This window comes from Paenibacillus lacisediminis, from assembly GCF_046567315.2.
The window spans coordinates 22,965-49,835 of record NZ_JBKIAX020000018.1 but is presented as its reverse complement, the minus strand read 5'-3'; the positions used below and the strand labels follow the sequence as shown (position 1 = coordinate 49,835).

Sequence of the window (26,871 nt, the reverse complement as noted above, 5' to 3'; positions counted from 1 at the left end):
GGTCTGCATGTTCATCACCTTTTCATGTAAAGAACAGAACGTTTCAGACGTTCTAAACCTTCCAGGAGCTTGGATTGGGGACATCCAACATTCATCCGCAGAAAAACACCTCTGTCCTCTCCGTACACATCACCGGGCATAATCCCCACTTTACCTTCATTCACAAGCGCGTGTTGCAGTTCTTTTTGCGTCTTGAGCAGGCCTGTACAATCGATCCATGCCAAATAAGTAGATTCCGGGAGCGTAAACTGTAGGGTTGGCAGCTCCGTAGCGATATATTCCTTGATTATTTTCATATTATTATACAGATAGGAACAAAGCTCATCAACCCAATAGCTGGAGCGCCGATACCCCTCGATGACGGCAATCTCCCCAAAAATATTGGCGCTGGATACCCCATCCCGCCCCTTTAATAACCGCAAAAATCGTTCTCTTATTTCTTCATTAGGAATAACCGCATAAGAGCCGCCCAAACCAGGGGTGTTAAAGGTTTTGCTTGCCGATGAGCAGATGAAGATATTTTCCGCATCGTTGGCCACACTGGTCATTGGAAGATAAGTCCGCTGATTATAGGTGATATCCATATGAATATCGTCCGAAATGATTTTAACCCCATACCGCTTGCATAAATCGACTATTCTTGTTAGCTCCGGTTTGGTCCAAAGCCGGCCCGTAGGATTATGCGGATTGCACAGTAAAAACACTTTCGCCTTCGGGTCGGACAGCTTGTGCTCCAAGTCGGTAAAATCGATTTCGTAGCTTCCTTCTTTAAGAAGCAGCGGATTGCTCACAAGCTTTCGCTTCATTTCACGAATTAACGGAAAAAACGCATCATAGGCTGGGGTCTGCATGACAATATGATCCGCTTCCGATGTTAAAATTTCAATGAGCCTTGCGATCGAATAAATCACGCTTGGACTATATACAATCCAATCCATTTCAATGTTGGCGCCAAAACGCGTCTCATACCAGTAGGTAATGGAGGATTTATAGTCAACATGGTTCCACCTCGTATACCCAAATATCCCATGATCCGTGCGTTCCTTAAGGGTTTCCAGAATTTCAGGCGGGCTTTGAAAATCCATGTCGGAAATGGAGAATGGCAATAAATCGTTCACCCCGAATCGATCTTGAATAAAATCCCATTGAGTACAATAGGTCCCCATCCGGTTAACCCTTTGATCAAAATGACTCCGCATGTTATCCCTCTTTACTCATCCGCTGATTTTATATCCTTGCGATTCCATCAGTTTGCCGATCTCTACCCGCACATGGTTGACTTGCGCTCCGATGATCACCTGAAGATTATGGGCATCCAATTTGACAACACCCAATGCTCCATGCTTTTTTAACGCTGGTTCATCTATTTTTTCCATGTCATCAACGACTAATCTTAGTCGGGTAATACAATTATCCAACGATTGAATATTCTCCGGACCGCCCAAGGCGCTTAATAGCTGAGCCGCTTGACTATTGGTAGCAGCTTTCCCGCGATCTTCAGAGGACCCCGCGATTACCGTTTCAGTATCGTCGTTATCTTCTCTACCCGGTGTTTTCAAATTAAATTTAGTAATCGCAAAGCGGAATACAAAATAGTAGACCGCAAACCAGATCAACCCTACGATCAGCACCAAATACCATTTCGTATCAGTTCCTTGCAGAACTCCGAATACGAGAAAATCCAGGATGCCTCCATCGGTATTGCCGATTTTCGCGCCGAGCAGGGCCATCACCATAAATCCAAGTCCGGTAAGGACGACATGAATCCCGTAAAGAACAGGGGCAAGGAATAGGAACAAGAACTCAATAGGTTCTGTTATCCCGGTCACAAAGGTCGCAATGACCCCGGAAATGAGCAAGCCTTTGATTTTTTGGCGATTTTCCGCTTTCGCCGTATGATAAATGGCTAAGGCTACAGCCGGCAGACCAAACATAAAAGTCGGCATTTTTCCCTGCGAAAGAAAAGCGGTCGCGGAAGCCGTAATCGGTGAGCCGCTTTTGAGCTCTGCATAGAAAATATTCAGCGCCCCCGAAACGGTTTCCCCATTTACAACCGCCGTCCCGCCCGCTTCCGTAAACCGAATCATCGCTACCAGAATATGATGAAGTCCAAACGGCAGCAGCAATCTTTCCCCTGCTCCAAACAAAAATGGGCCAAACACGCCCGCCCCTTGAATCATGGAGCCAATGCCGTTGATGATCATGGTAAAGAAAGGCCAAATCATCGGAATGATCAAACCAACAATCGATAAAGTTATCGCCGTAATGATCGGGACAAATCTGGGTCCTCCAAAAAAGGCGAAGGCCTGCGGGAGTTTAATATTATGGAAGCGTTGATGGAGAAAATAAACGATAAGTCCGGCAACAATGCCTCCGAGCACGCCCATCTCGAGACTTTGAATCCCCAGAACCATGCCCTGGCCTGCCTGCCTCATGACCTCCGGATTCGCCAATTGCTCCGTTTCCACCAAATAGAAATTAATCGATAAATGCATCACAATATAGCCGATCAGACCGGAAAATGCCGCTACCCCTTTTTCATACCGGGCCAAACCAAGCGGGATCGCCATAGCAAAAAGCAAGGGTAAATACGTAAAAGCAAATCCGCCGATGGTAGAAATAAACCGGAGAACCACTTGTATGATCTGATGATCCAAAAAAGGAAGATTTTCGATCGTTGTTGGACTGGTAAACGAACTGCCGATGCCAAGCAATAATCCCATAAAGGCGAGAAGCGCCACAGGCAGCATAAATGTCTTCCCCAGCCCCTGAAAAAACTCCCATCCCTTAGAAGCTGATCGGACCTTTGTTTTCATCGCTAAACCTCCACAAAAAAAATGAACTTATCTACACTCTACGTCTCGAATGCCTATATTAGCAATCGCTTTCACCGTGATTGTAAATACGTACATTTTTTGTGTGGAGGGTACTTTTAAATTGAAACCTCTTAAAATGTACTCACACAAATAAATGATCATACTTGCGAATCTGTGATTTAAGAATGTTTGAAACTCTCCCTAGCTCAGCACCATGCTCCTCTATAAATTGCAGAACTGAGGAACGGTCAAATTGAAGAGTTGTTTCCAGAGCACGTGCTTGCTTCGAAAAATCACTGCTAAATGGTTTGGCTTTGACATTACGTATGGCAACATCTGTGGGCATAGTTAATGGATAATCCGTTGTGTCTGACAGAAGACTCAATCCGTGATCGAAAAACGGACAAAGTCTGTATCCTGTTGGTCCATAAATAAAAGCAATATTGTTCAAGTGACGGTCTTCATTTAACAGAAAAGCATCTAGCGGCAGCATAATTGAGAAATACTCCAATGTATCTAAACCTATCACCTTACGAAGAAATTCTATAATGAACAGTACCGAATCGCGCGTACTCTGATCCCGAAGTACATCATCAAACTTAACACCATAACTTTCTAGAAGACGATGCAAAGTGATAAGGCTCTCCCCGGGCAGGAGGAAGTCTTCGGAATAACAACCCGGATACTTAGTTTCATTTTCAACCAAAATACACTGTTGATAAGGAACTGTTAACTGGGGATCAATATTCGAACGAGTAATCAGTTCAAATGCTACCCACTCTGCCAAGCCCTCGTATCCGAACTTATTGGCTTTCCCCCATAAGTTTCCGATTTTCCACTTCAATTGGTCGCCTTTACTACTGCTTACAAAGGTCTGACGAAAGTCCTTGTTCACTTGCAAAACGGGGATGGACATCGACACAAGTCAACTCCTCACCAGAGAATCTAATCCAAATATAATCATCATATAGCACGCCATGCGTTAGCTTTACTATATCGGTAGGAACGTAATCGTGCAGTCCTAATGATTGCAATACTTTTTCGATGTGATGCCTGGTACGTGGTAAGCAGCGAGACTCAAAGTAGTCCAATACATCGCTAACAAGCACTTTTTGCTTACCGGGGAAAGGCAAGAAAATTGGCGGTACATTATCATCTTGCCAAACATCAACTTTTTGATTCCTATAATCTAAATTAACCTTAGCAATTACCCGATCATGCTCTAACACCTCAAACTGAAGAGGAGGAGCGAGAAGCATATTAAGACTTTTCATTTGCAGCCTCCTACAAATATAATACCTCAAGTTACAACATAGGATATTATTCGACACTATTATATCATCTAGCCTGTTTAATGCTCATCCGAACTATTTTTTTACAATTATAATTTATTAATCGCCGGAAATCTTGCATTCGTCAAAGGTTCTAAAGGTTCAACAACAACGTGTTTATTTTGACAATGGTTAGTTAAAAAATCCGTTTAATATGCACCGATAAGTCCTTGCTCAAATCGATGTAGCCGTCTTCCGTGCGGATTAAAGGATGGGTCAGGTCGTGGGGATTCAGCATGACAACGACGCCATTGCGGTCGTCCGTCAGCACCACGGGGTTGCCGATGAGCGAATGCATCATTTTCTCCACGAACAACTTCGTTATCCCGGGATCGAGCGGGCCGAAGGCGTCCTTTTCCATTTGACCCAGCACTTCATTAAAAGGAGCCGGATCACGGTACACTCGCTTGGAAGTCATGGCGTGAAAAATATCCACCACCGCGACAATCCGGCTGAAGAGGTCGATTTTTTCGCCGGTGATGCCCAGCGGATAGCCGCTGCCGTCCATGCGTTCATGGTGCTGCAGCGCTACCAAAGCTTGCCTGTGATTGACGCCAACCGTGTCCTTCAGGATTTCATAACCGAACACCGTGTGATTTTTCATGATCGCGAACTCTTCCGTCGTCAAAGCCCCCGGTTTGTTTAAAATCTCGTCGGGAACCAGCGTTTTGCCAATGTCATGCAGAAATGCCGCGGCGGTCAATTGCAGCAGATCCCGATGGTCGAGCCCCATCCACCCGCCGAGCAGATTGGACATGGCCCCAACCGCGATATTATGGCGATACGTATAATCGTCCTTCGCTTGCAAAGCGGCAAACAAACGGATCAGTTGGGTGGCTTGCGTCACCTCGTGAATCGCGGGGATGACGTTCTTGCGGATTTCCGCCAGAGGCACTTTCTTCGTTTCCCGCACTTCATTAAATACCTCGTTAACATACTGCACCGCGTCATCAACGATCTTCGCCTGGGGGGAAGACAGGTCTTCGAGAGCGAAAATCTCTGCGGCCAGATCATCCTCTGTCAGAAAAATGCCCCGGTTCTCCAGCATCGTGAGATGCTCCTGCGTAATGACCATCGATTCGGACAGCAGTAACGCGCCGGCTTCGCTAAATATATCTTTATTGACTTTTCGCCCGATCAAATGCAGCGACGTATCATTGTAACCTCCCAAGCGGTCTCCCTCCTTTTCCACATCCCTAATCTTTTTATTTTGCCATAGGAATCTTTACGATTTCTCGACAAGCAAAAAGCCAGCTGCCAAGCTGGCTTCTTCTCACCACCGTCTTCTGTCCTTGTTATTGAACTCTGGACCCAATCCGTCTGAAAGCTGCGACTCCGCATTTTTATAGGTACTCACAATATTTTTAATCGCATCAAATTCCTGATCGCCCGGCCCAAGCCCGCTCATAAACATCCTTTCCAGGATCGTGCCGTAAAAATCGATGCGATCGCGAAGATGGTTGCATTCGATGTCGATCACGTCTTCGACCGTATTTTCCTCGACGAAGGCCGTAATCTCATCTCTATGATAATCCGGGGCGGCATCCCGGTCATTAAATATCGAAATAGGTTCGTTTATATTCTGAAGATCGATGGAGCTTCGAATATCCGAGAACGGAATCTGCTGCTTGGCGAGCATTACCTGAAACGGTTTATGCTTAAACAGCTCGCTCATCACCAGGTAGCACATCTCCCGGTTCGCGATCAGGATTCCTTCAAAAGGGTGCAAAACCCAAACCCCTTCTTTGCGGAACAGGTTGAAATTAAACGGCTCTCCTCCGTACACGTATCTAATAGTATAAGTCGTTGGAGATAGTTGAGAATAGCTAAAATCCTCCACGCAAAAACACACCCCTACACCCAGAATGCACTGATATTGCTATCATACCAAAACCCGGCAGGTGTAGTCATCTATTCCTAAGCCGTTACTTGTTCAGCTTATGAATATCATCGGCTTTATTAAAGCTGGCCGAAACGATCAAGGCCACAATGAGAATCCCGCAAATCCATGCTCCTATCATCTTTTAGCCCCTCTATTTTTTCTTCAATCATATGAACCTCATCGTTCGGATATGACATGAAAAACTCCATGAGAGGGGAAAAAAGGGACATGCCCGAGAAAGGACACATCCCTTGTACATAAATGATATTAATCCAATAAGCTGGTGTTCAGCGGATCACCCGTTTTCAACTCGCCGTTTGCGTTATTTCCGGGCATTAATCCGAGGCGGTTATGCAGCTTGCTGTTAATTTCGCTTAAGTGTTTCGTTTGCTCGGTCGCCGTCTGAATAATGGTGCGGTTGGATTGCTCGTACAAGTCGATGGCGGTGAACAGATCCGTCATGGCCCGATCGATCGATTCCATCTGCAGGCCAGGCTTCCCGAGCAGATCATTGGTTTTCTGCGTGGTTTCCTTCAGCATGCGGGAATTCTCCTCAAACATCGTTTGCAGCGTCGAGTTCGCGGAATTCACGGCCTCAATGGTATCCAACTGGTCTTGCAGCGCCATCGTAATCATCGCGGATACGGAAAGGAGATGCTGCGTCTTGTCGATCGTTGCTTCCACGGAATCAATCAGCTTGTCATTATTATCATTAATAATGTCCGTACCGGCGATCGCTTGCTGATAGAGCATGACCATTTCCTCGAACGATTGAATCCGGGTGACCACTTTCCGCAGCCCCCGCTCCAGGTGGGTTTTGCGGTTTTCGTTTTCCGGCTTGGCGATTTCCTGCTCGAACAGCTCTTTCAGTTTATGGCCCATCGTGATGCGAACTTGCAAGTTGTACACCGACTCCAGCGACGAGCGTTTCAGATTTTTCATGTAAACGATGTTCTCTTCCAGCGTCTCTTTCCCGTTTCTTAAGGTCTGGACGATGGCATCCACATTGGTTTTCACCGATTGATATTTATATATGTAATTTTTCAGCGGTGTTTTCTTCAGCATTTTTTCAAAAAAGCCAAGCTGTTTGCTTTTGCTGAGCGAATCAATTTCCGATCTTAGCTTGAGAATGTTGTTGGAAACTTCGGAGCGTTGGCCGGACATCAGCTCATTGATGGGCCGCTGCAGCATACCCAGGGATTGGCTGGCCTGCTCCATCGTTTTTTGGCCCATACGGCCGATGCTGTCCATGAGCGTTTCCAGCTCCATTGAATCGGTGGTGGCCACCTTTTGGATCAGCTGGTTCGCTTCCTGCTCTACTTTCGCAAGATCCGTCTCTTTTAATTGAACCATTTGTACTGTAGACATAGAATGCCCTCCTTATTTAGTTAGACCGGTACCGCTGCTGAATCAGATCCACACGGGTTTGCAGTTCGATAAGGTCTCTATGCTCAATCGTCTCCACATAGGATGATAGCTTGGTGTTGATATCTTTGATCCCGTTAAGCAGGAGTCTACGGTTCTGGCGTTTGGCCTCCCCGCTTAAGTTTAAGAATGGATTGATCGCGCCGTTTAAATCTTTGAAAATAAGTCTCTGAATATTGTGATTAACGTTCCCGTCATGCAGCGTCTTGAGCTGCGGAATCAGCCGATTGACTCTGGCCAGCAAACTGAGCGTTTTTTCGACAATTTCATCGTCGAGGTTGTTCTTTTGCCCCTCGGAAATCACCATTTCTTCAGTAACTTGAATGTACTCCATAATCGGTCCCCAAAAAGGATCCTTCTCGACCTCCGCAGCATTTTCCGATGCAGGACGAGCCTGATCTTGAGCCTGATTCGGATTCTGGTTCTGAGCCTGAGTTGGCGCGCCGGATGTTCCGGTATGATTCACCCGCTCGTTGATTTGGGTTTCCGGCCCTTGCGTCTTTGGTCTTGATAACCGGCTTAACAAAGCGATCGCGGCGAGAGAGAATAGTGTGGGGATCAGTAAATTCACAACCTCCGGTAAAAACCGGGCGGTAAACAAAGAGGCAACGAAGCCAAGCAGCGAAATTCCACCCGCAAGTTTATAACGAGTCATGAACCGGTTCCTCCTTTCCCTACCTCATAATATCTGTATCTTAAGTCCTGCGCTCGTATCCTGTCAATTCTTGGGGAACTTTAGAACGGCCGCTTGATCACGTATTCTTTCTCAAGATGAGTAGCATAAATGCCAAACTCAGGCGCTGGCCTCTCAAAAGCTTCCCCCAATAGCAATTTAACGGCTAGATAAGGGAAATTTACCCCCGATAGGCAAGTCGTATATAACCCTCCCGAGGTACGCGGGTTAATTTCCAATAGCTTGGGTGTATCCCCTTGATAGATAAATTGAATGTTGAAATTGTACTGAAGCGGCAAAACGCGGTGAATCTCGTGAGCCAAACGTATCAACGTTTCGTTGTGTTCCAGCAAGCGAACCCGCCCCTCTACCTTCTTTCTGGGAACCGCCGCAACGATCCCTTCCGCAGATCCCAGACAATCCACGCTGTATTCACTGCCCTCCAAATACTCCATGACCATCAGAGGCGGAAAGCTGGGCTCACTTCCCAGCAGCCTGACCACTTCTTCAATATGCATGGCCGCCCCGGCCCACTCATATAAACTTTGAATCGTGTTGGGCTCGTCCGTGATGATTCTGAACCCGGCGCCCCCTTCTCCAGAGACAGGCTTAAGGCAAACCCTATGGCCTTTGTCCGTAAGCAGCTTGTATGCCTTTTCAAATTCTTCCAAAGTGGTGACCACGTCATAATCGGGAAGCTGAAGGCCAGGCACACCGCTTAGAAACTCGAACAGCCGACCCTTGTCATCCACGCTGGATAACATCTCGGCGGTGCCGGCCAGCATAACCTTCGTTCCTATTCTATCAAACTCATCCCGGTGTTTGGCAACTTCGGCAAGGCGATAATGCGGAATGAAGATGTCAATTTTATGTCTGGCGCAGAAATCTACACAGTAAGCCGCATACTCATGGGCAGGCACGGCCGGCTCCAGTTCGGCATAGTCAGCCGCCTGAAGCATGATGGAGTGGGGTGATGGATGGGTGGCGAATATTTTAAACGGTTTGTTGTCCGGATTGTGACGAATCATTTCAACATAATGGCTTGCGGTGGAAAATGTCCGATTAAACCAAATATTCACGGGTAGATTCCTTCTTTCGAAATACTTCAAGAACCGTACGCAGGATTTCCTCCGAGGCGGCTATTCCCGATTCTTGGGTAAAATTGTAGGCCCCCAACCCTGCATAGGCGGCATAAAGCTCCCCATGCGCCGGAGCCAACGCGTAATCCGCGGCCTTTAACAGACTTTCATCCAGCAGGGAGTCCCCGGAAGCCGCCGCAAACGCCGAGGATAACCTGTCTTTAATATATAACATGGCGCTGCCTTTATTGATTTCCGCAGGGATCAAATACAGCTTTCTGCCTTGGATGGAGAGGCTCCAGCCCAAAGATGCAATCTCTTTGCCGAACGACCGGACTAATTCCAAGGGGATTGTCTCCCGATCGATAATGACGGTGTAAAACAGGTTGTCCGCCAAATACTCCCGCAGGACCCAATCCGGGGAAGCGATCTCACGAAAACGCCGCATTAGAGCCTCATGGTCCAAATAGTGATCGTGGAGCTGCTGAATCTTCGTGGCCCAAACGGGATCGGGTTCGCCATCCATCAGGATGTTTCCCCCATTGCTCGTGATCGCGTATTTAGGCTTAATATTCGACGAGATATGAAATATCCGCTTATATTGTTCAATGGTACGAGTGGTGACCGGCACAAATGTGACGAATTGCTGCAATTCCTGCAACAGGGACAGCGCCTTCTTCGACATAAACGAAATGTACTCGCCATTGTACAGCTCAACCGGGAGATGCTGCGCCGCGTCAGACGGCAATCCCATGGCCCTTTGGGAGTAGATCAGGGTGCGATCCAGATCGCTGGCAAAAATCACGCTTATTCACCTGCCTTAAGCGGTTTGATAATGCCGCAGCAGGAATAAGTGAGGTCATCGTAAGTTTCCACCGGCACGCCCCGCTCCTTGGCGAGCAAAAGAATATGCTGCAGACTTGGATTATCCAAGCGGTCCACGAGGATTTTCCAAGGGATTCTGCGCAGCAGCACACGCGTGGTTTCCCCCACCCCCGGTTTGACCAGGTTAACGTCGTCAATGCCGAAATCAAGCTGAATTCTCCGGATATCGCTCATCCCCTTCCAGGTCTCCAATTGATCGGCATGGTTTGGCAGAATCGCCGCCGCTTGGCCGCGCGCTTCTGCGGACACTTCATCGAAGCGGGAAGAGATCTGATCGACAAAAAAGTTGGATAAGTCGTTAGGCAGCCATTCTTTATAAAATTTGGCTCCATGAAAATCATCCGGCCCGATCAGATCCTGTCGCAGCACCGTTCTGCTCATCAGCCCGGACACCGTGGAATTCAAGCAAGCGCTGGGGATCAGAAAATCCTCGCGGGTCCCAAAAGTACTGGAACAGCAGCCCGGATCGGCCAAAACGGCAAGATCATCGCTTAAGCGCACTCCGTATTTCGAACGAAAGCTCTCGCAAGCCGCTATGAGTTCTTTGCGGATGGCCCCTTTTCCCGTCCACCCATCCACGAACTGGATGTCCAGCCCCGGGTGATTTTGCAGCATATAAAGCACGGCATTTTCATCTATACCGCGGCCCCGGATGATCGAAATGCTGTAATGAGGCAATTCTTGATGGTACAGCATTTTAATATACCGCTTAATGAGAATCCCGATCGGGGTGCCTGCCCTGGCCAGCGAAGCCAGAACCGTATTAAATCCGCGCTTCTTGACGATCAATTCGGCCGTTACCGCAACCGCCAAGGCTACTTTACGCGCGGTCGCCGCCAATGTATCGTGGAATAGCTGGATGTACTCGCTGGAAGGCTGATATTCCACAGGCAGCATTTCCGAATAATGCGTTCCCGCTTGGATCGCTCCCTCCCGATCTTCGGTTCCTTTTTCCAGCGCAATATCGCTAAGATCCTTTAGCAAAAAAATGACATCTTCCCGGCTGTAGCTACCGAGCGGAACGGGTGAGGCCATGGATTTATTGTTAAGAGTCATGTCTAACGCCTCCCTTTTCAGTTAAAGTGTACAAAATGAAGCGTTGGTGTCCCCGTTAATTTCAAAGCATTGACGTATGATTCCAGACTGGCTTGATGCGAGCGCTCGACAAACACGAAAATTTCATCGTATTGCCCTTCACTGATGTTATAGAAGAAATAACCGATCTCCGTGTCATCGGGGTAATGAAAGGAGTACGCGTTTTTAATACCGTAAGCGGCGTTGTCGAACGGATGGATCGGGCTTCGTGTGCTTGATTGATAATAAACCTCGTCCCCCATTTCCGCGGCAATCCGCATCGGTATGTACATAAATTCTCCTGTCCCCAGGCACAGCGTTTTGCCGCCTGCGCGTTTGCTTTTCAGTAAAGCCGCCGTTTGGGCGATCATTTGGTCCAGTTTTTCATTGTCCGTACCCTGCAAGCCAAATCGGCCCGTAAACGCCAAGTAAGGTTTGATATTCACTGCACCCGTAGAATTCATCGACGAGAACGGAACATGACTGAAAAACCGCCCTGCCTCGTAATGATAGATTTGCGGTTCCTTGGAAGGCTTGGACACCGTGCTTTCTCCGCAGTGCTCCAGACCTGGTGCAGCGCCTCTAACTTTGATTTGGCCCCGGACAAGTGATAGACAATCAATCGTAATCTTAAGCTCAGCTTCCGTTTCCTTAAAGCGGGCTATATCCTCGTCCGACCTCCAATCCAATAAGCTGGCTAAGACATAACGGCTTCTTGGATGCTTTTGGTGAAGGTCTCTGATGATGTTGATGGCGGTTTTGCCTGTCGTTATTTCATCATCCACAAGCACCACCGGCTCGTCCCCGCGAAAAAAATCAACATGGGACGGGTAACAACGATGGGCGGTGGCATGCGAATGTTCTTCTTCAAAGGTAAGCGTCGGCTCCGATTCGACCATGACGTCCCGGGTCGTATGAATATATTGGGCCGGGCCGCTAAAGATATCGTACATGCTGTTCCCCAGCGCGGTCGCGGTTTCCGCAAACCCGATGAACAAAGCGGGTTCCGGGATCGGCAGCAAATTCGCTTTGACCCCCTTATAGATGGCCGCCGCTTCCTCCGGGTTCACGATCCCCCGCACAATTCCCGCTATATCGCCGGTGATTTCCCCACCGCAGTGCTTCTGGTATAGGTAAGCCAATGCCGCCCCGCTTAGCAGCGAAACTTCGGGCACCACCGGAATGTGTTTGCCGAGCACTTTGCTGACAAACAGAAAGCTGCGTTTCTTATTAATTCGCGCCGCCATCTGAAAGAGAGCTTCCAGCGGCAACTGAAACGGATTATCCAGGATTTCGATCTCGACTTCCAAATCCCCTAAAATCTTATATAAGCGCCTGTTCAATGCCTTTGGTTCCGACGAGCAGTGAAGTATAGCTTTGGTTTTCACGTAACACCCCATAGATTTGAGATCGTAAAATAATGCGTTTGGCCCAAGTTAAATGCGGTTTCACTTCATTCATCTTGTTTTCGTATTGGCTCTTAAGCACGCCCGTAATGCCGTTGCTGTTGGCAATAATGGACGTTGCATCCATGTATTCTTCATGGGTAACCACGTACATCGCCTGAACCGGATGAATGTGGGACGGATGGATGATGGTTTTGCCGAGGATCCCGTTTTCCTTGTCCAATTCCGTTTCCCGGATCAGCCCGTCGACATAACCGTTGATATAATCCATACGCAGGATCCGTCCCTGCTTGCCCGCCGCCTCCTCAAAAGGAGTCTGCCGCAGCAGCGGCTTCAGCACACGATTGCTCTTAAAATACTCCCACACCGGCCCGGAAATCACATATTGGTTGGCGGCTCGTCCAAATACGTTGATGATATCGGCGATACAATCACGGATAACGCCAATATCGTAAATCGTCATATCCGGGTTTCTTCGCAGTCCAAACAGGCTGGAGAAGTCGGTCGCGCCAATCCGCACATTCAAAACATGGTCTTTATGACCATCAAGCAGACGCCGAATCCCCAACAGCGTATCCAAACGCGACTCCCGGTAAATGACATCGGCGGTTTCCAAAATCGGCATCCCATAAAGCGTTGGAGCCTGCGAACGTTTGGTTTGGTTATACTCCTTGATCAATTCAAGGAATTGCTGTCCATTCTCCAAAGAGAATTTGGGCAGCGCAAATCCTGAGATCACTTCGATGGAATCTTCCAGCAGCGCAATCAGTCTCTTCATTTGCCTTGGAGTACGAACCCGGATAAAAATTAAAGGAGTATCCTCATCCGTGATTTGCTCTTGTTGCTTGAATTGGAAAATATGCTTCAATTGCAGACATAGATTTTTTTCAGCCGCCTCGACCTGAACGTCGCCTATGGCGTCTTCCAGGTCAATAATCGCCGTGACCAGCCCGCGGATTTTTCCGGAAACCAATTCATCCGCAATGTTCGGCCGTGTGGCAGGCATATAAAGCGCGGCCCCAACAGCATGGGAAAGGATCTCCCTGCTTGACTTATTCGTAAACGGCTGGGGGTTCAGATAAAAGATCTCGGCGTCCTGCTCATTTTTTAAATAGCTGAAGTAGTACATTCCGTTCCCCTCCTTCACCAGCAAATCATCAATGATCGGGAAATGAGCAAAAAATATCCCCCCCTATAATTGAGGAGGGATATATTCTATACGGTCCTAATTCGGTAAGGGATTCATCTTTTGTGTGTTTATATGTTACATGGACTGAGGTTTCGATTCTTCCGATTTCGATTTCTTGCGGATGGAGCTGATGATGATCGTGCCCACCAATACGGCGATCAAAAGCCCAAAGAACATCACGTGGCTCATATGGAATCCGAATACGGCCGCCAGCATTTTGCCGCCGATAATAATGATGAGAATAAAAGCTGCCCGTTCCAGCTCAGGGTAACGGTCAATGAGCTTCAGGAAGACTTGCGCTACCCCCCGCATCATCAGCACGCCCAGAATTCCGCCGAGGAAGAGAACCCATACCTGATCGCTTACGCCAAACGCGGCAATCACGGAGTCTACGCTGAAGGCAATGTCCATTAACTCTACGGTAAGAACCGTACGCCAGAACCCGTAGGCTTTGGCTTCAATTTCATCCTCTTCGTCATTTTTCCTGCCGATGTAAGGAATAACCGGCACTTTGCCCGCCCGAACCCACTTGACTTCCAAATCAAACAGATTGCTGCAGGCGATCCATAAGAGGTACAAACCGCCCAAGACTTTAACCCATGTAATTTTAACAAGGAACGTACCTACACCGATCGCCAGAAAGCGGAAGATATAGGCGCCGATAATCCCATAGAACAAGGCCTTCCTTTGCTGCTCTTTGGGCAAATGCTTTACAAGCACCGCCAAGACAAGCGCATTGTCGGCGGACAACAGGCCCTCTAGCAGAACCAGGGAGGCGATAATGCCCCAGGTTACCGGATCGGACAACAGAGCGCCCAGGTTGTTCCAGTCAAAAAAGGACATAAAATTCTCTACAAAACTATTGATAAATTCGGACATTGCCTAAAATTCCCCCAAAATTTTATTTAGAGCCTTGAGTCCATCGCATTCCCCAATTAAAGGCGCGGTCGAGTTCCAAATGACCCGAAAAATATTCAACAATTCTTTCAACGCTGAAGGTCTGGTTGTTCACATTGCGGATCATGGCGATGGCGCACATCCCTTTACGGTTGTTATGCTCGTCCAAACGCACGACAATGTCGGGCCCGCCCTGCTGCTTTATGGTTACGACGCCGTCAGCTTCCGACCAGTTGGTTACGCCTTCGTAAATAAACGCGAACACCAGCACTTTTTCGATTTCGGAGACATACCGGCCGTTGATTCTCAGGTTTTCGCCGGTTGCGACATCGCCGGTTCGATCGTCCCCGTCAAGAGCGATATACGGCAATCGGTTGAGGGAGCCGAAACTTTCGCCAAGCGCTTGAATTACGCTTTTTCTTCCATCCTTCAACTCAAATAAACAACCTAGGTCAAGATCGACGCCTTTGCTCCCAAAGAACCCTTTTTGCTTTCTTTGGTTCCAGTTCAAGTTGACCAGGATTTCGCCGAGATCTCCGGATTTCTTCTCCAGGTTGATCACATCGCCGCGTTTCTTCAGCTCAATTTTGGATAAGGACGGCGGCTGAGCCGAAGGTGGAGCGGGCGTCGGAGCAGGAGGCGGTGTTGCTGGTGCTGGTGCCGGCACTGGTGTTGGTGTTGGAGCAGGCGACGGTTGATTGGAGGGCGATTCTTTCACCTCAATGCCGAAGCTGCCGCACAGCGCGGCCAATCCTCCCGAATAACCGGACCCTAGAGCATTAAATTTCCACTCGCCATTGTATCTGTACAATTCCCCTACAATGATGGCCGTTTCTACAGTGAAGGATTTTCCGATATTATAACGGATCATTTCGAGTCCGTTCGCCGGATCGACGATGCGAATGTAGGTATCATCAAGCTGGGAGAAGTTTTGTCCTCTTTTTTCCCCGTCGTAGATCGTTAGGGCAAAAGCTATTCGCTCGTAGTGCGGCGGCACGTTCTTAAGCGAAACGGCTAACTGTGCTTGATCCGCCACTCCGGAATAGACTTGCTTGTTATTTGACAGTACGGATATCGATTGATTAGGGCCGGTGGGATTACCGTAGAAAATCAGATCTTCATCTTTCGTCACTTTCGCGTTCTGTGCCAATAAAAAGGCTGAGAAATCCACCTCTAAAGAGCTGTTAGCATTGCGCCAACCCATTCCAATGATGACATTATTCAAATTTGGGTTGTTTTTCGTCAGGTCTGCCTTCTGACCTTTAATCAAGGAGATCGTCACGAATGTACCAACCTTTCATATATGAAGATAAAGGGCACGATTATTGCGCGTCCAAACCGTAGTTTCTGCATAGAGCCGCCAGGCCCCCGTTGAAGCCGGAACCTATAGCCTGGAACTTCCACTCTTCTCCGTGACGGTACAGCTCGCAAACCACAACCGCGGTCTCCAGAGAGAAGTCTTCACCCAGATCATACCGGGCGATCTCCCGATCGGTCTCCGCATCTACAACCCGCACAAAAGCATTGGATACATGTCCGAAGTTTTGATTTCGAAGCGCTGCATCATGGATGGTTACGGAAATACCGACACGATGAATATGCGGAGGGACCAGGGAAAAATCGATAATAATTTGCTCATCATCACCGTCGCCCTCTCCTGTCCGGTTATCTCCGGTATGTATGACAGAGCCGTTTGGAGTCTTGGGATTGTTATAGAATACAAAGTCCTCGACCCCTTTTGCCTTCCCGTCCGCATGCAGAAGAAACGCGGAGGCGTCAAGGTCGTAGTCTTGTCCGGTGCTGTATTTATTGATATCCCATCCTAGACCAATGAGTGCTTTTTTTAGTCCTGGGTTCGTTTTCGTCAAATCAATACGCTGGCCTTTTGACAGGCTGATGGTCATCCGGATCCCTCCCTGTGTATATGTTAGATGCTGATTCCAAAATCTCTGCAAAGTCCGGCCAGGCCGTCTTTGAAGCCGCTGCCGACGGCACTGAACTTCCATTCCGTTCCATGACGGTAGAGCTCGCCTACGACCACGGCCGTTTCCACGGAATAATCTTCACCGAGGTCGTAACGGATCAGTTCCTCGCCGGTAGCTTCATTCACAACGCGCACATAAGAGTTTGCCACTTGGCCGAAGTTCTGGTTTCTTTCTTGAGCTTCGTGGATCGTAATGCAGAAGGCAATTTTGTTAATATTCGCAGGTATGTTAGCCAAGTCGAGCTTAATCGTTTCATCGTCGCCCGCACCCTCGCCCGTTCTGTTGTCACCCGAGAGGACGATAGAGTTGTTGCTGTTGGCGGGGTTGTTATAGAACATAAAGTCAGCATCCGAATTGACTTTGCCGTTCTCGTTGAGGCAGAAGGCGGATGCGTCCAGATCGAATTCTTTACCGCCGTCGTACTTATTCGTGTCCCAACCAAGACCAACAACGATTTTCGTCAGACCCGGATTTGATTTGGTAAGATCAACCTTTTGACCCTTTGATAGATTAACTGCCACCTTGCTCGCCCCTTCGTTTATGAGTAAGAAAAAGGGCCGCCTGTCTTAAGACGGCCGGTAGAATATGATAACTGTATTAGGACAGGCCAAAATCGCGCACAAGTCCGGCCAAGCCGTCCTTATAGCCGCTGCCTACCGCATTAAACTTCCATTCGCCGTTATTGCGGTATAGCTCGCCCACGACGATCGCCGTTTCAACGGAGAAATCCTCGCCAAGATCATAACGGAGCAGTTCTTCGTTGTTAGCTTCGTTGACAATCCGCACAAAGGCGTTGGAAACTTGCCCGAAGTTCTGACTGCGCGCCGTCGCGTCATAAATGGTGATACAGAAAGAGATTTTGTCGATCTCCGCAGGTACGGCCGCAAGATCCACCTTCAGCTGCTCGTCGTCCCCTTCACCTTCACCAGTACGGTTGTCACCGGTATGTAGCACAGAGCCGTTGCTGTTTTGCGTGTTATTATAGAAAATAAAATCCTTTTCGCTCGCCGCTTTGCCGGAAGCGTTCAGGCAAAAAGCCGAAGCGTCCAAGTCAAAATCCTGGCCGCCGTCATATTTGTTTGTATCCCAACCAAGCCCCACAATAACTTTCGTGAGACCGGGGTTTGTTTTCGTGAGGTCGATTTTCTGGCCTTTTTCCAAGCTGATAGACATAGATTAGCAACTCCCTTGTTAAATTTATTAAACGTATCGGCTTGCCAATTCATTAATATGTGCAGCATGTGCGCCCTCGCCCAGAGCGTTAAACTTCCATTCGCCGTTATGACGATAGATTTCGCCCACGAGTAACGCTGTCATCCCCGCGTAGCTGTCCGTTAGATTAAACCGGATCAGTTCCTGGTTGTTTGCCGGATTTACGACCCGGATGAACGCCGATTTGATCATTCCAAAATCCTGGCCGCGAGCCTCACATTGATAGATGTTAACTACCATCAGTATTTTTTCCACATTGGAAGGGACATGGGCAAGATCAACGATAATTTGCTCATCATCGCCATCCCCTTCTCCTGTTAAATTATCGCCCGTATGTTGTACGGAGCCGCACGGACTCTTCAAATTATAGAAGCATACGATATTTTCTTTCTTTTCCAGCTTGCCGTCGGCATTTAACAGGAGTGCCGAAGCGTCACAGTCGATATTGGCTGTTCCTTTCTTCTTTCTCCCGAAAAATCCGCGCGTTTCGGTTTCCGCCGGATCCCAGCCTAAACCTACGATAATGTTGGACAGTCCCGCATTGTTTTTGGTCAAGTCAACTTTCTGGCCTTTAACAAGAGAAATTGACACGCTTTTCACCCCCTTCCAGATAGTGCCTTATTACTAGATTATAAACTATTTTCAACAGAGAAACCTATGTTTTGACATAAAATTAATGATTAAATCCACGTAAATTCGCCACTTTCTGTCGCATTATGCTGGGTAAATTCCGTTTATTGGAAGTAGATTCCATTTGCATCCAAAAAGGTATTAACGGACACCAGCGACCTTATCCGCCCATTTCCCGGATATTTCCCAGCCTAACGGACCTGGATGACGCTATTTCGCTCTAAACGAGCTCAATCGGGCCGATTTGAGGTAAATAAGGTCATCTGTGCCCGTTACATTTCTCGAACCTGCGTTTTTCCGCAAATAACGTCACTGGTGTCCCTTAGCCTCCAGATTCCTCTTCTCCTCCCTTCTCTACCTGCCCATCCTCCTCTACCCCGCCGATCATTTTATAAGTCTATAATCTAAAAAAGCCGAGACAGCAGGGCATTCCCCATGCTGTCTCGGCTCCTTGAAGTAAGAACTATTGCGCAATAACTTCCTGCTGCTCTTGATCAATGATGTAGCTATGCGCCGTCGCTGCTTCTTCGACATCTTTGAACGTCCAGTGTGCCACCGGCACATCCGGGAAAGATGACGTGGTTACGCCATGCAGCGGACCGCGTTCAAACATCCGGTTGAGCATCACTACCGCTTCGGCGCGCGATGCATAGGCATTTGGCTTGAAGCTTCGTGTCTACCGTAATCGTCTTCGTTGCGGTATTCGTTTTGCTGTCTTTCGTCGCGTTATAAATTGCTGCTTGTTGAATTGTTACAATTAAAAAATTACGTACTACTGTATTGCCAGAAATTTTCCGCGCAGAGACCCCCAAGGAATCTATCAGGGTATATAATATATACTTAGTTCAGATAAGAGGATTTCGTTCCTCTGCTATTCAAAAAAGGAGTACCTATTAATGAAGCAAAATATTAAGAAACTGATCATCGCCCAAGCTGAAACCGACGTGAAAATAGCGCTGGAAAAGGAAAGCACTGGCCATGATTGGGGGCACATTCAGCGGGTCACCCGGTTAGCCAGAACCATCGCTTTGCAGGAGGGCGCAGATCTGTATATTTGTGAGCTCGCCGCGCTTCTTCATGATCTGGCCGATGCCAAACTGAATCCCAGCGAGGAGCACGGTCTTCGGAAGGTAAGCGCTTGGTTAGAGGAGCATGGCGTGGAGCCCGAAGATGCCGGGCACGTGATGGAGATCATTTCGACGATGTCTTTTAAGGGCGGAAATTCCAGCCCCATGAAAACCCTGGAAGGCCAAGTGGTACAGGATGCCGACCGATTGGATGCGATCGGAGCAATCGGCATTGCGCGCGTTTTCACCTATTCCGGGGCGAAGGGGAGAGCGATGCACGATCCCGCGGTGAAGCCCAGAGCCGCCATGACGGAAAGCGAATATAGAAATGGGCAGGATACCGCGGTCAATCACTTTTACGAAAAGCTGTTGAAGCTGAAGGATTTGATGAACACCTCGCACGGGAAGGCCTTGGCCGAACAAAGGCATCAATTTATGCTGGAATATCTGGAGCAGTTTTACGCCGAGTGGGACGGGGAAAAATAGGGGATCAACGAAGTCCGAGATAAACGTAAAGAGGAACGTCCCACTCCGTTAAGGAGCAGGGCGATCCTCTTTCATAGTTTTTTCCCGATGCTTTGCTTGTTTTCCATAATGGTTCTAATCATGGTACGATCAGAGAGTTGAGTAAACAACCTATGGCCCGGATGTGAATTGGCTTCAATGATCCAAATGCGGCCATTCTCGTCTATGGCTAGATCAACGCCTAATTCATTAATCGAATGCCGTTTATTAATCGTTCTGGCAATGGCCATGGACAGCTCCTCTATTTTGCGAAAACAGGCGTCCACTTTGGTTTGGTTGTTGTGAAAAGTGCTTAAGAGAACCTTTTGCAAAGGTTCCGCATGCCCCCCTTTAAGATAGTTGGTCACAAACTTGCGAGGAGCGGCAACACGGGCGGCCATCCCCGCAATGATCCAATGATTCTTCGGCTTCTGCAGGTATACACGGATATCAAAGATCATCCTATGATACTTCGCCAATCGCAGGCCCCTCTGTACCAAATACCGGTGCTTGGGTTTCCGATAGGAATGAATCGCTTTTATGACAGCACCAGCTCCGACAATCTTCAGACTTGGACCGCAACGGACCTCATATCCCCCGCGCAACCTCTTGACACGGATGATTCCGCTGCCGCCGCTTCCCTGGTCAGGTTTTATGAAGACGGAGGAATAGTTTTTCAGCATTCGTAAGGTCCGTGAGTCCGTCATCCAGTAAGTTTCAGGCAAATACGCATGCAAGACAGGGTTACGTAACATCTCCTGATGCTTTCTCATTTTCCCAATGGACATTGACATCCTCTTCTCTTGTTGGAGAGAACTTTCCGTCCCCTCCTGCTTATCAATTGCTGCGGGATCAGTAGGCCTCTTAATCGCCGATGACTTCATTTCCTGTGTTTCCGTGATAAAAATGAGTATGCGGCGTAGCGCCGTTGACCGTCGTCACCCCTTCAAAATGATGAATATGCCCTCCGCCATGGACGGGAATAGCCGGGCCGGTGACACCTGTAATCACATGAGAATGCCCGTCATCAAATGACGTAACCGTATGGTAACGGTGGGTGTGCTGCACCCCGCTGGGGGCCGGGGCCGTCAATCCCGCGTAGGCATGACGATGCCCTACGTCAAATGAAGTGATCCCCTTAAATTCGTGCGAGTGAACTGGCCTTCCTCCCCACGACGTAATGTACAGCTTATGCGAATGGCTTCCATCCGATTCCGTGGATGAAATCACAACTCCCTTGACCGGTATCTTCATGGATAACCTCCTTCCCCTTCTGTTCACAATCTCATGTTACTGTATGCCATACACCTAGAAATTCCTGTGCCATAGTCCAATGGAAGATGATAAAGGCCTGGTTCAGGATACGGATATTGCCAAGTCCGAAGTACTTAACGCAAAAAAGCGGCCTGCTAAGGCCGCTCTTCAACTTAGAACGATATTAAACTCGTTACAATTGCTCTACATACCGTGCATCCTCTTCCATCCTAGTAAAAGAGAGGCTCTCGCGAATCCTTGTAAAATCCTCGCAGCCGAAAATTAGGATTAGCGATATCAGATACTTGCGATTGCGTTCCAGCGTCTTTTGGCTGACGTTGATCTCTTTGGTCATGGCCTTCAAGGGAAGCTTCTTTTTGTGCAAAAGATCGTTAAGCCATTCCTGTTTGTTGCAAAAATAGCGGGCAATCCGCACCAGCATTTGCCGGGTATCCCGGTGGTTTGGCATGATCTCTTCCAGCTCCCGAAGACAGATGCCGAATTCCCGGAGCCTTTCGTCATAGCTGGCCAATTCCTCCGCCAACGCCGCAGCTCGTTCCTGCCTTTCAAAGGCATCCAGCGAGCTCGCATTATCGGCAATGCACAGCATTTCTTTCCAGTCAGCTTCGTTTTGGAAAATTTTTATTTTTTTCCGAAAATCATCGATCAATCGTCTGCGGATCATAAGAAACGCAAAATTATTAAATGTTTTGCCATACTCCGTACGGTATCGATCGACAGCTTCATTGAAGGCGATCAAACCTATGCTAGCTTCATCATCATTCCATCCAACCTGGCGCTTGCAGACATGTTTGACAACCTTCAATATAAAGGGCCGATATTGACCAATCAGAGCCGACCGTGCCTGCTCATCGTCACCGCGAATCTGCGGCAAGCATTCTTCGGATAAGTTGTTCATCTGGCAATCACTTTCCACTTTGTAATCACTTCATTTTTTTGTAGTGTGGTGGTTTATGACCATTAATTAGCTGTCGGTTCGGTTCCCCAAACAAGTACGCCATTCTGATACAACGTCACTTTCGTATGATCGGCATATGAAGATTGCGTGCCTTTATACGAGTAATCGTCACTTTCGTTATAGTTTGACCAGTCTGTTTTATTGATACGGGTTTGAATTTCGCCCGTGCTGCCTCCAGGCGCCAACACGCCTGCATCCGGGTTGAAGCTGACTTCCAAATAATAATCAGCGCCGGTTACAGCTTCATCCATTTTGACCAGCTTGCCGTTCAGCTTCGAGCAGCCCAGTGCCGCATAGTCGCAGTTGAATACCTGCGTACGGTCGCCGTCGATCGTGTAGTAATAACGAAGGGTCAACTCGCTGAGCGGTACGGAGGTTGTACCTTTGTTTACAATTTGGAAATGCGGCTTAAAGTGATTGTCGTTCACACTGGTATCCGGTGTGCGATACTGGAGCACCAGTCCCGTTGCCGGCTGCTGATCATCCACTTTCGGCGTTGCGCTGGCCGTGTTCGAAACCGTTTGGCCCGCATCGTTTTTCGCCACGACTTGGTAGTAGTACGTCGTGCCTGCCGTTACGTCTGTGTCCGTGTAGCTGGTGCCGTATGCTGCATCGGTTACTGTCGCAAACGTGCCGTCTGCAGCCGTCGAACGCGTCACTTCATAGCTTGCCGCATTCGCCGATGCTGTCCAGTTCAGCGTGATTTTTCCCGTTTCGCCCGCCGCGCTCAGCGTAAAGCTGCCCGGTACTGACGGCTGGTCGGAAATGCCGTACGTTTTTAAGTTGGGCGGGAGCTTGTCCAACGTAATGACGTTCGGATGATTGTACACTTTTTGCAGATGCTCAAGACTATTGTGTTTGCCGTCTCTCAGGAAATCCCCATACCAAGTAGCGAACCAGCTCCAATGGGCTTGATACACCTTCGCCAGATCAGGATCCGGAATAGCGCCGTTTTCGCTCATGGCAACGAGCTTTTTGTCTTTGCCCAAAGTAACAAGGTCTTCGTATTTGGCAATTTGCGGACTGTAGTCACCGGCTTGCGGATAAGAGTCATAGCTCAAAATATCCACATACTCGTCCCCCGGATACCAATCGGGAGAAACGGAATTCCAGACCCAGATCAAATTGTTCAATTTGTGCACATTCGTCAAACGGTCGTGCATCAAAATATATAATTCTTTGGCGGGTTCAGGACCTTTAGCGCCCCACCAGAACCACTTGCCCTCCGCTTCGTGCAAAGGACGGAACAGGACAGGCACTTTCGCATCCTGCAGCTTCTTCAATTGCTCGGCAATCACATCGATGTCGCGAATAAGCAGTTTATAATCTTCGGACTCCGGATGATTCATCGCATATTCCACATCGAATGTAGTCGAATCGGTGTAGAAGCCTCTCCACCATTCTTTTCCCGGCTCATCAATCAAATCTTTCGGCGCGTTCCAGTGCCATGCAAAGCTAACAATGCCCCCTTGCTTATCCCACTCAATCGCTTTTTCCGTCTCTGTGGAAGTAAGACCGCGTTCCGCTCTGCTTGGCGAATAGTCGATCAGGTCAAGCGCCGCGATCGCCGGTTTTTTGCCTACATTGGCTTGCAGCCAATCAATTTCGGCTATATCCTCTTGACCGGAGAGGATATTCTGACCGTATTGATCCACCAGATAGTTGATCAATGCTCTTGCTTCTACCGTCGCGTTCGGATTGGTGAGCGTTTTGGTTACCGCATGCGGCGGACGGTCGGCAGCAGGCTTCAGCTTGACGTAGTCGATATCGTACCAGCCCCAGCCCGTTTCAAAACCGATCGTATTCGCCCCTTCATTCAGCAGCAGCTTCCCGCCGGAAGTTTCCGTAAAATCAGCCGATGTCCAAAGCACCAGCTCGCCGGACGCTTTGCCGTTTAAAGAGAAGTTCGTGCGTTTGTCATCATAAGGAGAACGGTAGCCGATGGTAAGATCGTACAAGCCTGCCTCTGGAGCCTGGATCGTCATCGTCAGCGAATCCCCTGGATTATGGAAATTCGTTACGTAACCGGTGCCGGAGAAACCGGACCCGCTGGATGACACCGTGGTTCCGCCACTCAGTGTGCCGTCTTCGGCTTCATAGCGAACCGGGCCGTCTTTAGGCACCTGCGGAACCGCATTTACGACATTGGAGTCGGTCGTTCCCGCACTGTTGCTTGCGGTGACTTTGTAATAGTAAGAAGTATCATTCGTTACGCTGTTATCCGTATAAGACGTTGCGGCCAAGTTGTATGCTACAGTGGTAAACGGACCGTCTGCAGCCGCTGCCCGCTGTACGCTATAACCCACAGCTCTGCTGGAAGCGTCCCAGAACAAATCGACTTTCCCATCACCCGCTTCAGCTTTCAGCGCGAAGCTTCCGGGAACTTCCTTAGGAGGCTCGGGATTGTCACCGCCGGCAGTCAATACGATGTGATAAGCCGTCAAAGGCGGTACTGTATAGGTAAAGTGGTTGCCGGAAATTTGTGTGATTGGTGCTGCTTCTTTAATTTGCGGGCTGGTTTGATCGAAGCCCCAAACTTTACCGGAACCAAAAGTCGTCTCGCCGGAAAGATTGAATTCGGCGTTGAGTGCGCTGTCCATGCTTTTATTCATGACAACGAGGTGCAGTTCATTGTAGGTTGCATCCGTTACGGAAGCATGCACCGAACTATTTTCAATATCCGATGTTTGCGCTTTAACGCTGGTATCGCCGAAAGTAGAGCGATTTCCGTCATAGTTGCGATAAAGCTTGTAAGCGGCGCTAACGTAATTGTTGGCACCATCCTTCAACTTCCAGTAGTCTGCCATGTAAACGCCGTTTTTGCCCAAGATGCCCAGCACGTCGGCCATAGCGATGCCGCCGGAAATATCATTTTCGCCGCCGTAGCTATACTCGGTCAAAGCCAGCTTGGTTCCCGGGTAATACTGGTCCACCGACTGCTTCAATCGAGGCAGCAAAGGCAAATATTCGCTGTTCCATTGAGCGATCCAGCTATCTTCCTTGTAGGTCGGATCCCATAAAGTACGAGGCGCCTGCATTCTGGCTTTCTTCGTTTCGTCGTTGCCGACCTCATTCGTAATCCGGATGCCCCCGCCCATTGCTTCGGGATACCAGTGCACATCAAAAACATCCAGCAATCTCTTGCCCTCGGCTTCCGAACTGAGGCGCATTTGATCCAGATAATAGTCCACGAACCAGCTGTAGCTGCCTTTTACGGAGTTCCAGTCAGGTGCGGATTGAAGATCCTTATAGGCCGCAAAACCGTAAAGAACGGGGCCAAAAATTTCCGCTCCCGGGTCAACCGCTTTAACGGCTTTGGATAAACTTACTGCCCGGTCCACCAACTCTTTCGCTCCGACCGGTTCACCATGAATGCGCGGATGCGTATGTGACCAGAGAGCCGGTTCATTGTCCAGCGAGTATCCTTTTACACCTGTCTTTGTTGAAGAATCGCCGTACTTATCCACCAAAAAGTTGACGAATTCATCCGCATAAACCTGATTGTCACTTAGGTCGGGCTGCAATTCAAACGGTGCATTTTTAGCGTTTACGACCTGATCCCAACGAGCGGAAGGGGCCTTTTCGCTTTCCTGCACGCTTCCGTTTCCATCCTTGGCCACATATCCGGCCATCGGCAGCGTGACTAAAGAATAGGCGCCAAGCTGCAGCGATTGATCATGAAACGAAGTCACCACCGCTCCCGGCTCGCCGCATTCGGCATCTGTCAGACCGCCATTGGTGCATAAATAATTATCGCTGGATTGCTGCCAATCGCTGCCCGCATTGGACATGTTGTTTTCCCAGTTGTAGCCGGTCATCCGATTGCCGCCAAGCCGTCTGGCCGCCAGATTTTCATCCCCTGCCAAATCCTGATTCGTCCCGTATATATAAGGGCTGATAGGATTCCGATCCTTAGACGTATCGACTTGTATGGAAACGGTTTTTGCCATTTGACCGTGAACTGTAGTTTGAGCCGGCAGTGCAACACTTAATGTAACCGCGCATGCCATAACGGCAGGCAGCCATTTGGAACGTTTGAACAAAATATTACTGTTGCTCTTTCTTACCTTCATCCCGTTTTCCTCCCTTCAATTTGAAAAGAGCGACACCCATACGGGCCCCGCTTCGTCAGGACTTTAAGGCTCCTGACCCCAAACGAGCTTATCGTTTTGGTACAGCGTCACCTTACTCCAACCCACAAATTGGTTCTTTGTTGGATCGTACAACTCGGAATACATTAAATTCTCATCCTTCCTAAATAAGCTTTCGTGTCTGCAAAGTTGCTTTAGCCATGTCACCACCCTTCTCTCAAGCCGGACAAATTTTGACAGGTTCCCCGTTACCTATTTATACGAAGGAAGGCAACGCTTTCAGTCCGTCCTGGCTTCATTTTTTACATTTTATTACTCTATGATCTATATATAGATTTTATCGACGTTTTTTGTTAATTAATGAGATGTAATATATATTTTCCATAAAATTTCCACAATTTCTGTATAAAATGGGCTAAAAAACGTTGCTCAAGATTTCCCGTAAAAGCTACCCGGAAATCTAACGGTTGTAATAGCGGCTATTTTCCGAAA

General features: G+C 48.5%; 25 protein-coding genes. 1 reads left to right on the top strand and 24 read right to left on the bottom strand.

Annotated elements, in window-relative coordinates:
- Window positions 1-14: 14 nt before the first annotated feature.
- The 20 genes from ACLD72_RS26125 to ACLD72_RS26030 form a co-directional block, all read right to left on the bottom strand.
- Window positions 15-1,199 (bottom strand): MalY/PatB family protein, encoded by a 1,185-nt coding sequence (locus ACLD72_RS26125; RefSeq protein WP_411001482.1) that lies wholly within the window; start codon window positions 1,197-1,199, stop codon window positions 15-17.
- A gap of 15 nt (window positions 1,200-1,214) precedes the next feature.
- Window positions 1,215-2,816, bottom strand: a complete 1,602-nt coding sequence (malX, locus tag ACLD72_RS26120; protein WP_411001483.1) for a maltose/glucose-specific PTS transporter subunit IIBC — start codon at window positions 2,814-2,816, stop codon at window positions 1,215-1,217.
- Window positions 2,817-2,958: 142 nt separating this feature from the next.
- Entirely contained in the window at window positions 2,959-3,717 is a 759-nt protein-coding gene (locus tag ACLD72_RS26115) for a hypothetical protein (RefSeq protein ID WP_458476225.1), read from the bottom strand.
- The gene (locus ACLD72_RS26110; protein ID WP_411001485.1) at window positions 3,674-4,090 is read right to left on the bottom strand and encodes a hypothetical protein; all 417 of its coding nucleotides are present in this window, start codon (window positions 4,088-4,090) and stop codon (window positions 3,674-3,676) included. Before ACLD72_RS26110 ends, ACLD72_RS26115 begins: the two co-directional genes overlap by 44 nt.
- Window positions 4,091-4,283: 193 nt before the next feature.
- Window positions 4,284-5,318 carry an HD-GYP domain-containing protein gene (locus ACLD72_RS26105; RefSeq protein WP_251593530.1) on the bottom strand — a complete coding sequence of 345 codons (1,035 nt, stop codon included), beginning with the start codon at window positions 5,316-5,318 and terminating at the stop codon, window positions 4,284-4,286.
- A gap of 102 nt (window positions 5,319-5,420) precedes the next feature.
- Window positions 5,421-5,987 (bottom strand): hypothetical protein, encoded by a 567-nt coding sequence (locus ACLD72_RS26100; RefSeq protein WP_411001486.1) that lies wholly within the window; start codon window positions 5,985-5,987, stop codon window positions 5,421-5,423.
- A 309-nt stretch (window positions 5,988-6,296) separates the two neighbouring features.
- A complete protein-coding gene (locus ACLD72_RS26095; RefSeq protein WP_411001487.1) occupies window positions 6,297-7,397 on the bottom strand; it encodes a toxic anion resistance protein in 1,101 nt (366 codons plus the stop codon).
- Between the two features lie 16 nt (window positions 7,398-7,413).
- Window positions 7,414-8,109 carry a hypothetical protein gene (locus ACLD72_RS26090; RefSeq protein WP_411001488.1) on the bottom strand — a complete coding sequence of 232 codons (696 nt, stop codon included), beginning with the start codon at window positions 8,107-8,109 and terminating at the stop codon, window positions 7,414-7,416.
- A gap of 80 nt (window positions 8,110-8,189) precedes the next feature.
- The gene (locus ACLD72_RS26085) at window positions 8,190-9,206 is read right to left on the bottom strand and encodes an ATP-grasp domain-containing protein (RefSeq protein ID WP_411001489.1); all 1,017 of its coding nucleotides are present in this window, start codon (window positions 9,204-9,206) and stop codon (window positions 8,190-8,192) included.
- Window positions 9,190-10,011, bottom strand: coding sequence for an HAD family hydrolase (locus ACLD72_RS26080; RefSeq protein WP_411001490.1), 822 nt, complete (start codon window positions 10,009-10,011; stop codon window positions 9,190-9,192). The genes ACLD72_RS26085 and ACLD72_RS26080 overlap by 17 nt, the downstream gene beginning before the upstream one ends.
- A 2-nt stretch (window positions 10,012-10,013) precedes the next feature.
- On the bottom strand, window positions 10,014-11,147 hold the full coding sequence (locus tag ACLD72_RS26075; RefSeq protein WP_411001491.1) for a cysteine protease StiP family protein: 1,134 nt from the start codon (window positions 11,145-11,147) through the stop codon (window positions 10,014-10,016).
- Between the two features lie 17 nt (window positions 11,148-11,164).
- Complete coding sequence (locus ACLD72_RS26070) at window positions 11,165-12,475, bottom strand: phosphoribosyltransferase family protein (protein ID WP_411001492.1); 1,311 nt, start codon at window positions 12,473-12,475, stop codon at window positions 11,165-11,167.
- A 13-nt stretch (window positions 12,476-12,488) separates the two neighbouring features.
- The gene (locus ACLD72_RS26065) at window positions 12,489-13,700 is read right to left on the bottom strand and encodes an HpcH/HpaI aldolase/citrate lyase family protein (RefSeq protein WP_411001493.1); all 1,212 of its coding nucleotides are present in this window, start codon (window positions 13,698-13,700) and stop codon (window positions 12,489-12,491) included.
- A 135-nt stretch (window positions 13,701-13,835) separates the two neighbouring features.
- Window positions 13,836-14,639 (bottom strand): TerC family protein, encoded by an 804-nt coding sequence (locus ACLD72_RS26060; RefSeq protein ID WP_411001494.1) that lies wholly within the window; start codon window positions 14,637-14,639, stop codon window positions 13,836-13,838.
- A 22-nt stretch (window positions 14,640-14,661) separates the two neighbouring features.
- Complete coding sequence (locus ACLD72_RS26055) at window positions 14,662-15,939, bottom strand: TerD family protein (protein ID WP_411001495.1); 1,278 nt, start codon at window positions 15,937-15,939, stop codon at window positions 14,662-14,664.
- A 40-nt stretch (window positions 15,940-15,979) separates the two neighbouring features.
- Entirely contained in the window at window positions 15,980-16,561 is a 582-nt protein-coding gene (locus ACLD72_RS26050) for a TerD family protein (RefSeq protein WP_411001496.1), read from the bottom strand.
- A gap of 23 nt (window positions 16,562-16,584) precedes the next feature.
- Window positions 16,585-17,163, bottom strand: a complete 579-nt coding sequence (locus ACLD72_RS26045; protein ID WP_411001497.1) for a TerD family protein — start codon at window positions 17,161-17,163, stop codon at window positions 16,585-16,587.
- A 76-nt stretch (window positions 17,164-17,239) separates the two neighbouring features.
- A complete protein-coding gene (locus ACLD72_RS26040) occupies window positions 17,240-17,815 on the bottom strand; it encodes a TerD family protein (protein WP_411001498.1) in 576 nt (191 codons plus the stop codon).
- Between the two features lie 27 nt (window positions 17,816-17,842).
- Window positions 17,843-18,445: a TerD family protein gene (locus ACLD72_RS26035; protein ID WP_411001499.1), complete on the bottom strand. Its 603-nt coding sequence runs from the start codon at window positions 18,443-18,445 to the stop codon at window positions 17,843-17,845.
- Window positions 18,446-18,947: 502 nt separating this feature from the next.
- Window positions 18,948-19,109: a hypothetical protein gene (locus tag ACLD72_RS26030; protein WP_411001500.1), complete on the bottom strand. Its 162-nt coding sequence runs from the start codon at window positions 19,107-19,109 to the stop codon at window positions 18,948-18,950.
- 271 nt (window positions 19,110-19,380) lie between these two features.
- On the opposite strand from ACLD72_RS26030, the gene ACLD72_RS26025 reads away from it, so the two are divergent.
- Window positions 19,381-20,037 carry an HD domain-containing protein gene (locus ACLD72_RS26025; protein ID WP_411001501.1) on the top strand — a complete coding sequence of 219 codons (657 nt, stop codon included), beginning with the start codon at window positions 19,381-19,383 and terminating at the stop codon, window positions 20,035-20,037.
- A gap of 71 nt (window positions 20,038-20,108) precedes the next feature.
- On the opposite strand, the gene ACLD72_RS26020 is transcribed toward ACLD72_RS26025, so the two are convergent.
- The 4 genes from ACLD72_RS26020 to ACLD72_RS26005 all read right to left on the bottom strand — a co-directional run bounded on the left by ACLD72_RS26020 (window position 20,109) and on the right by ACLD72_RS26005 (window position 26,361).
- A complete protein-coding gene (locus ACLD72_RS26020; protein WP_411001502.1) occupies window positions 20,109-20,843 on the bottom strand; it encodes a YheC/YheD family protein in 735 nt (244 codons plus the stop codon).
- A 76-nt stretch (window positions 20,844-20,919) separates the two neighbouring features.
- On the bottom strand, window positions 20,920-21,309 hold the full coding sequence (locus ACLD72_RS26015; protein ID WP_411001503.1) for a YmaF family protein: 390 nt from the start codon (window positions 21,307-21,309) through the stop codon (window positions 20,920-20,922).
- Window positions 21,310-21,502: 193 nt separating this feature from the next.
- Window positions 21,503-22,228, bottom strand: coding sequence for an RNA polymerase sigma-I factor (gene sigI / locus ACLD72_RS26010; protein ID WP_411001504.1), 726 nt, complete (start codon window positions 22,226-22,228; stop codon window positions 21,503-21,505).
- 62 nt (window positions 22,229-22,290) lie between these two features.
- Complete coding sequence (locus tag ACLD72_RS26005; protein WP_411001505.1) at window positions 22,291-26,361, bottom strand: glycosyl hydrolase; 4,071 nt, start codon at window positions 26,359-26,361, stop codon at window positions 22,291-22,293.
- Window positions 26,362-26,871 lie beyond the last annotated feature (510 nt).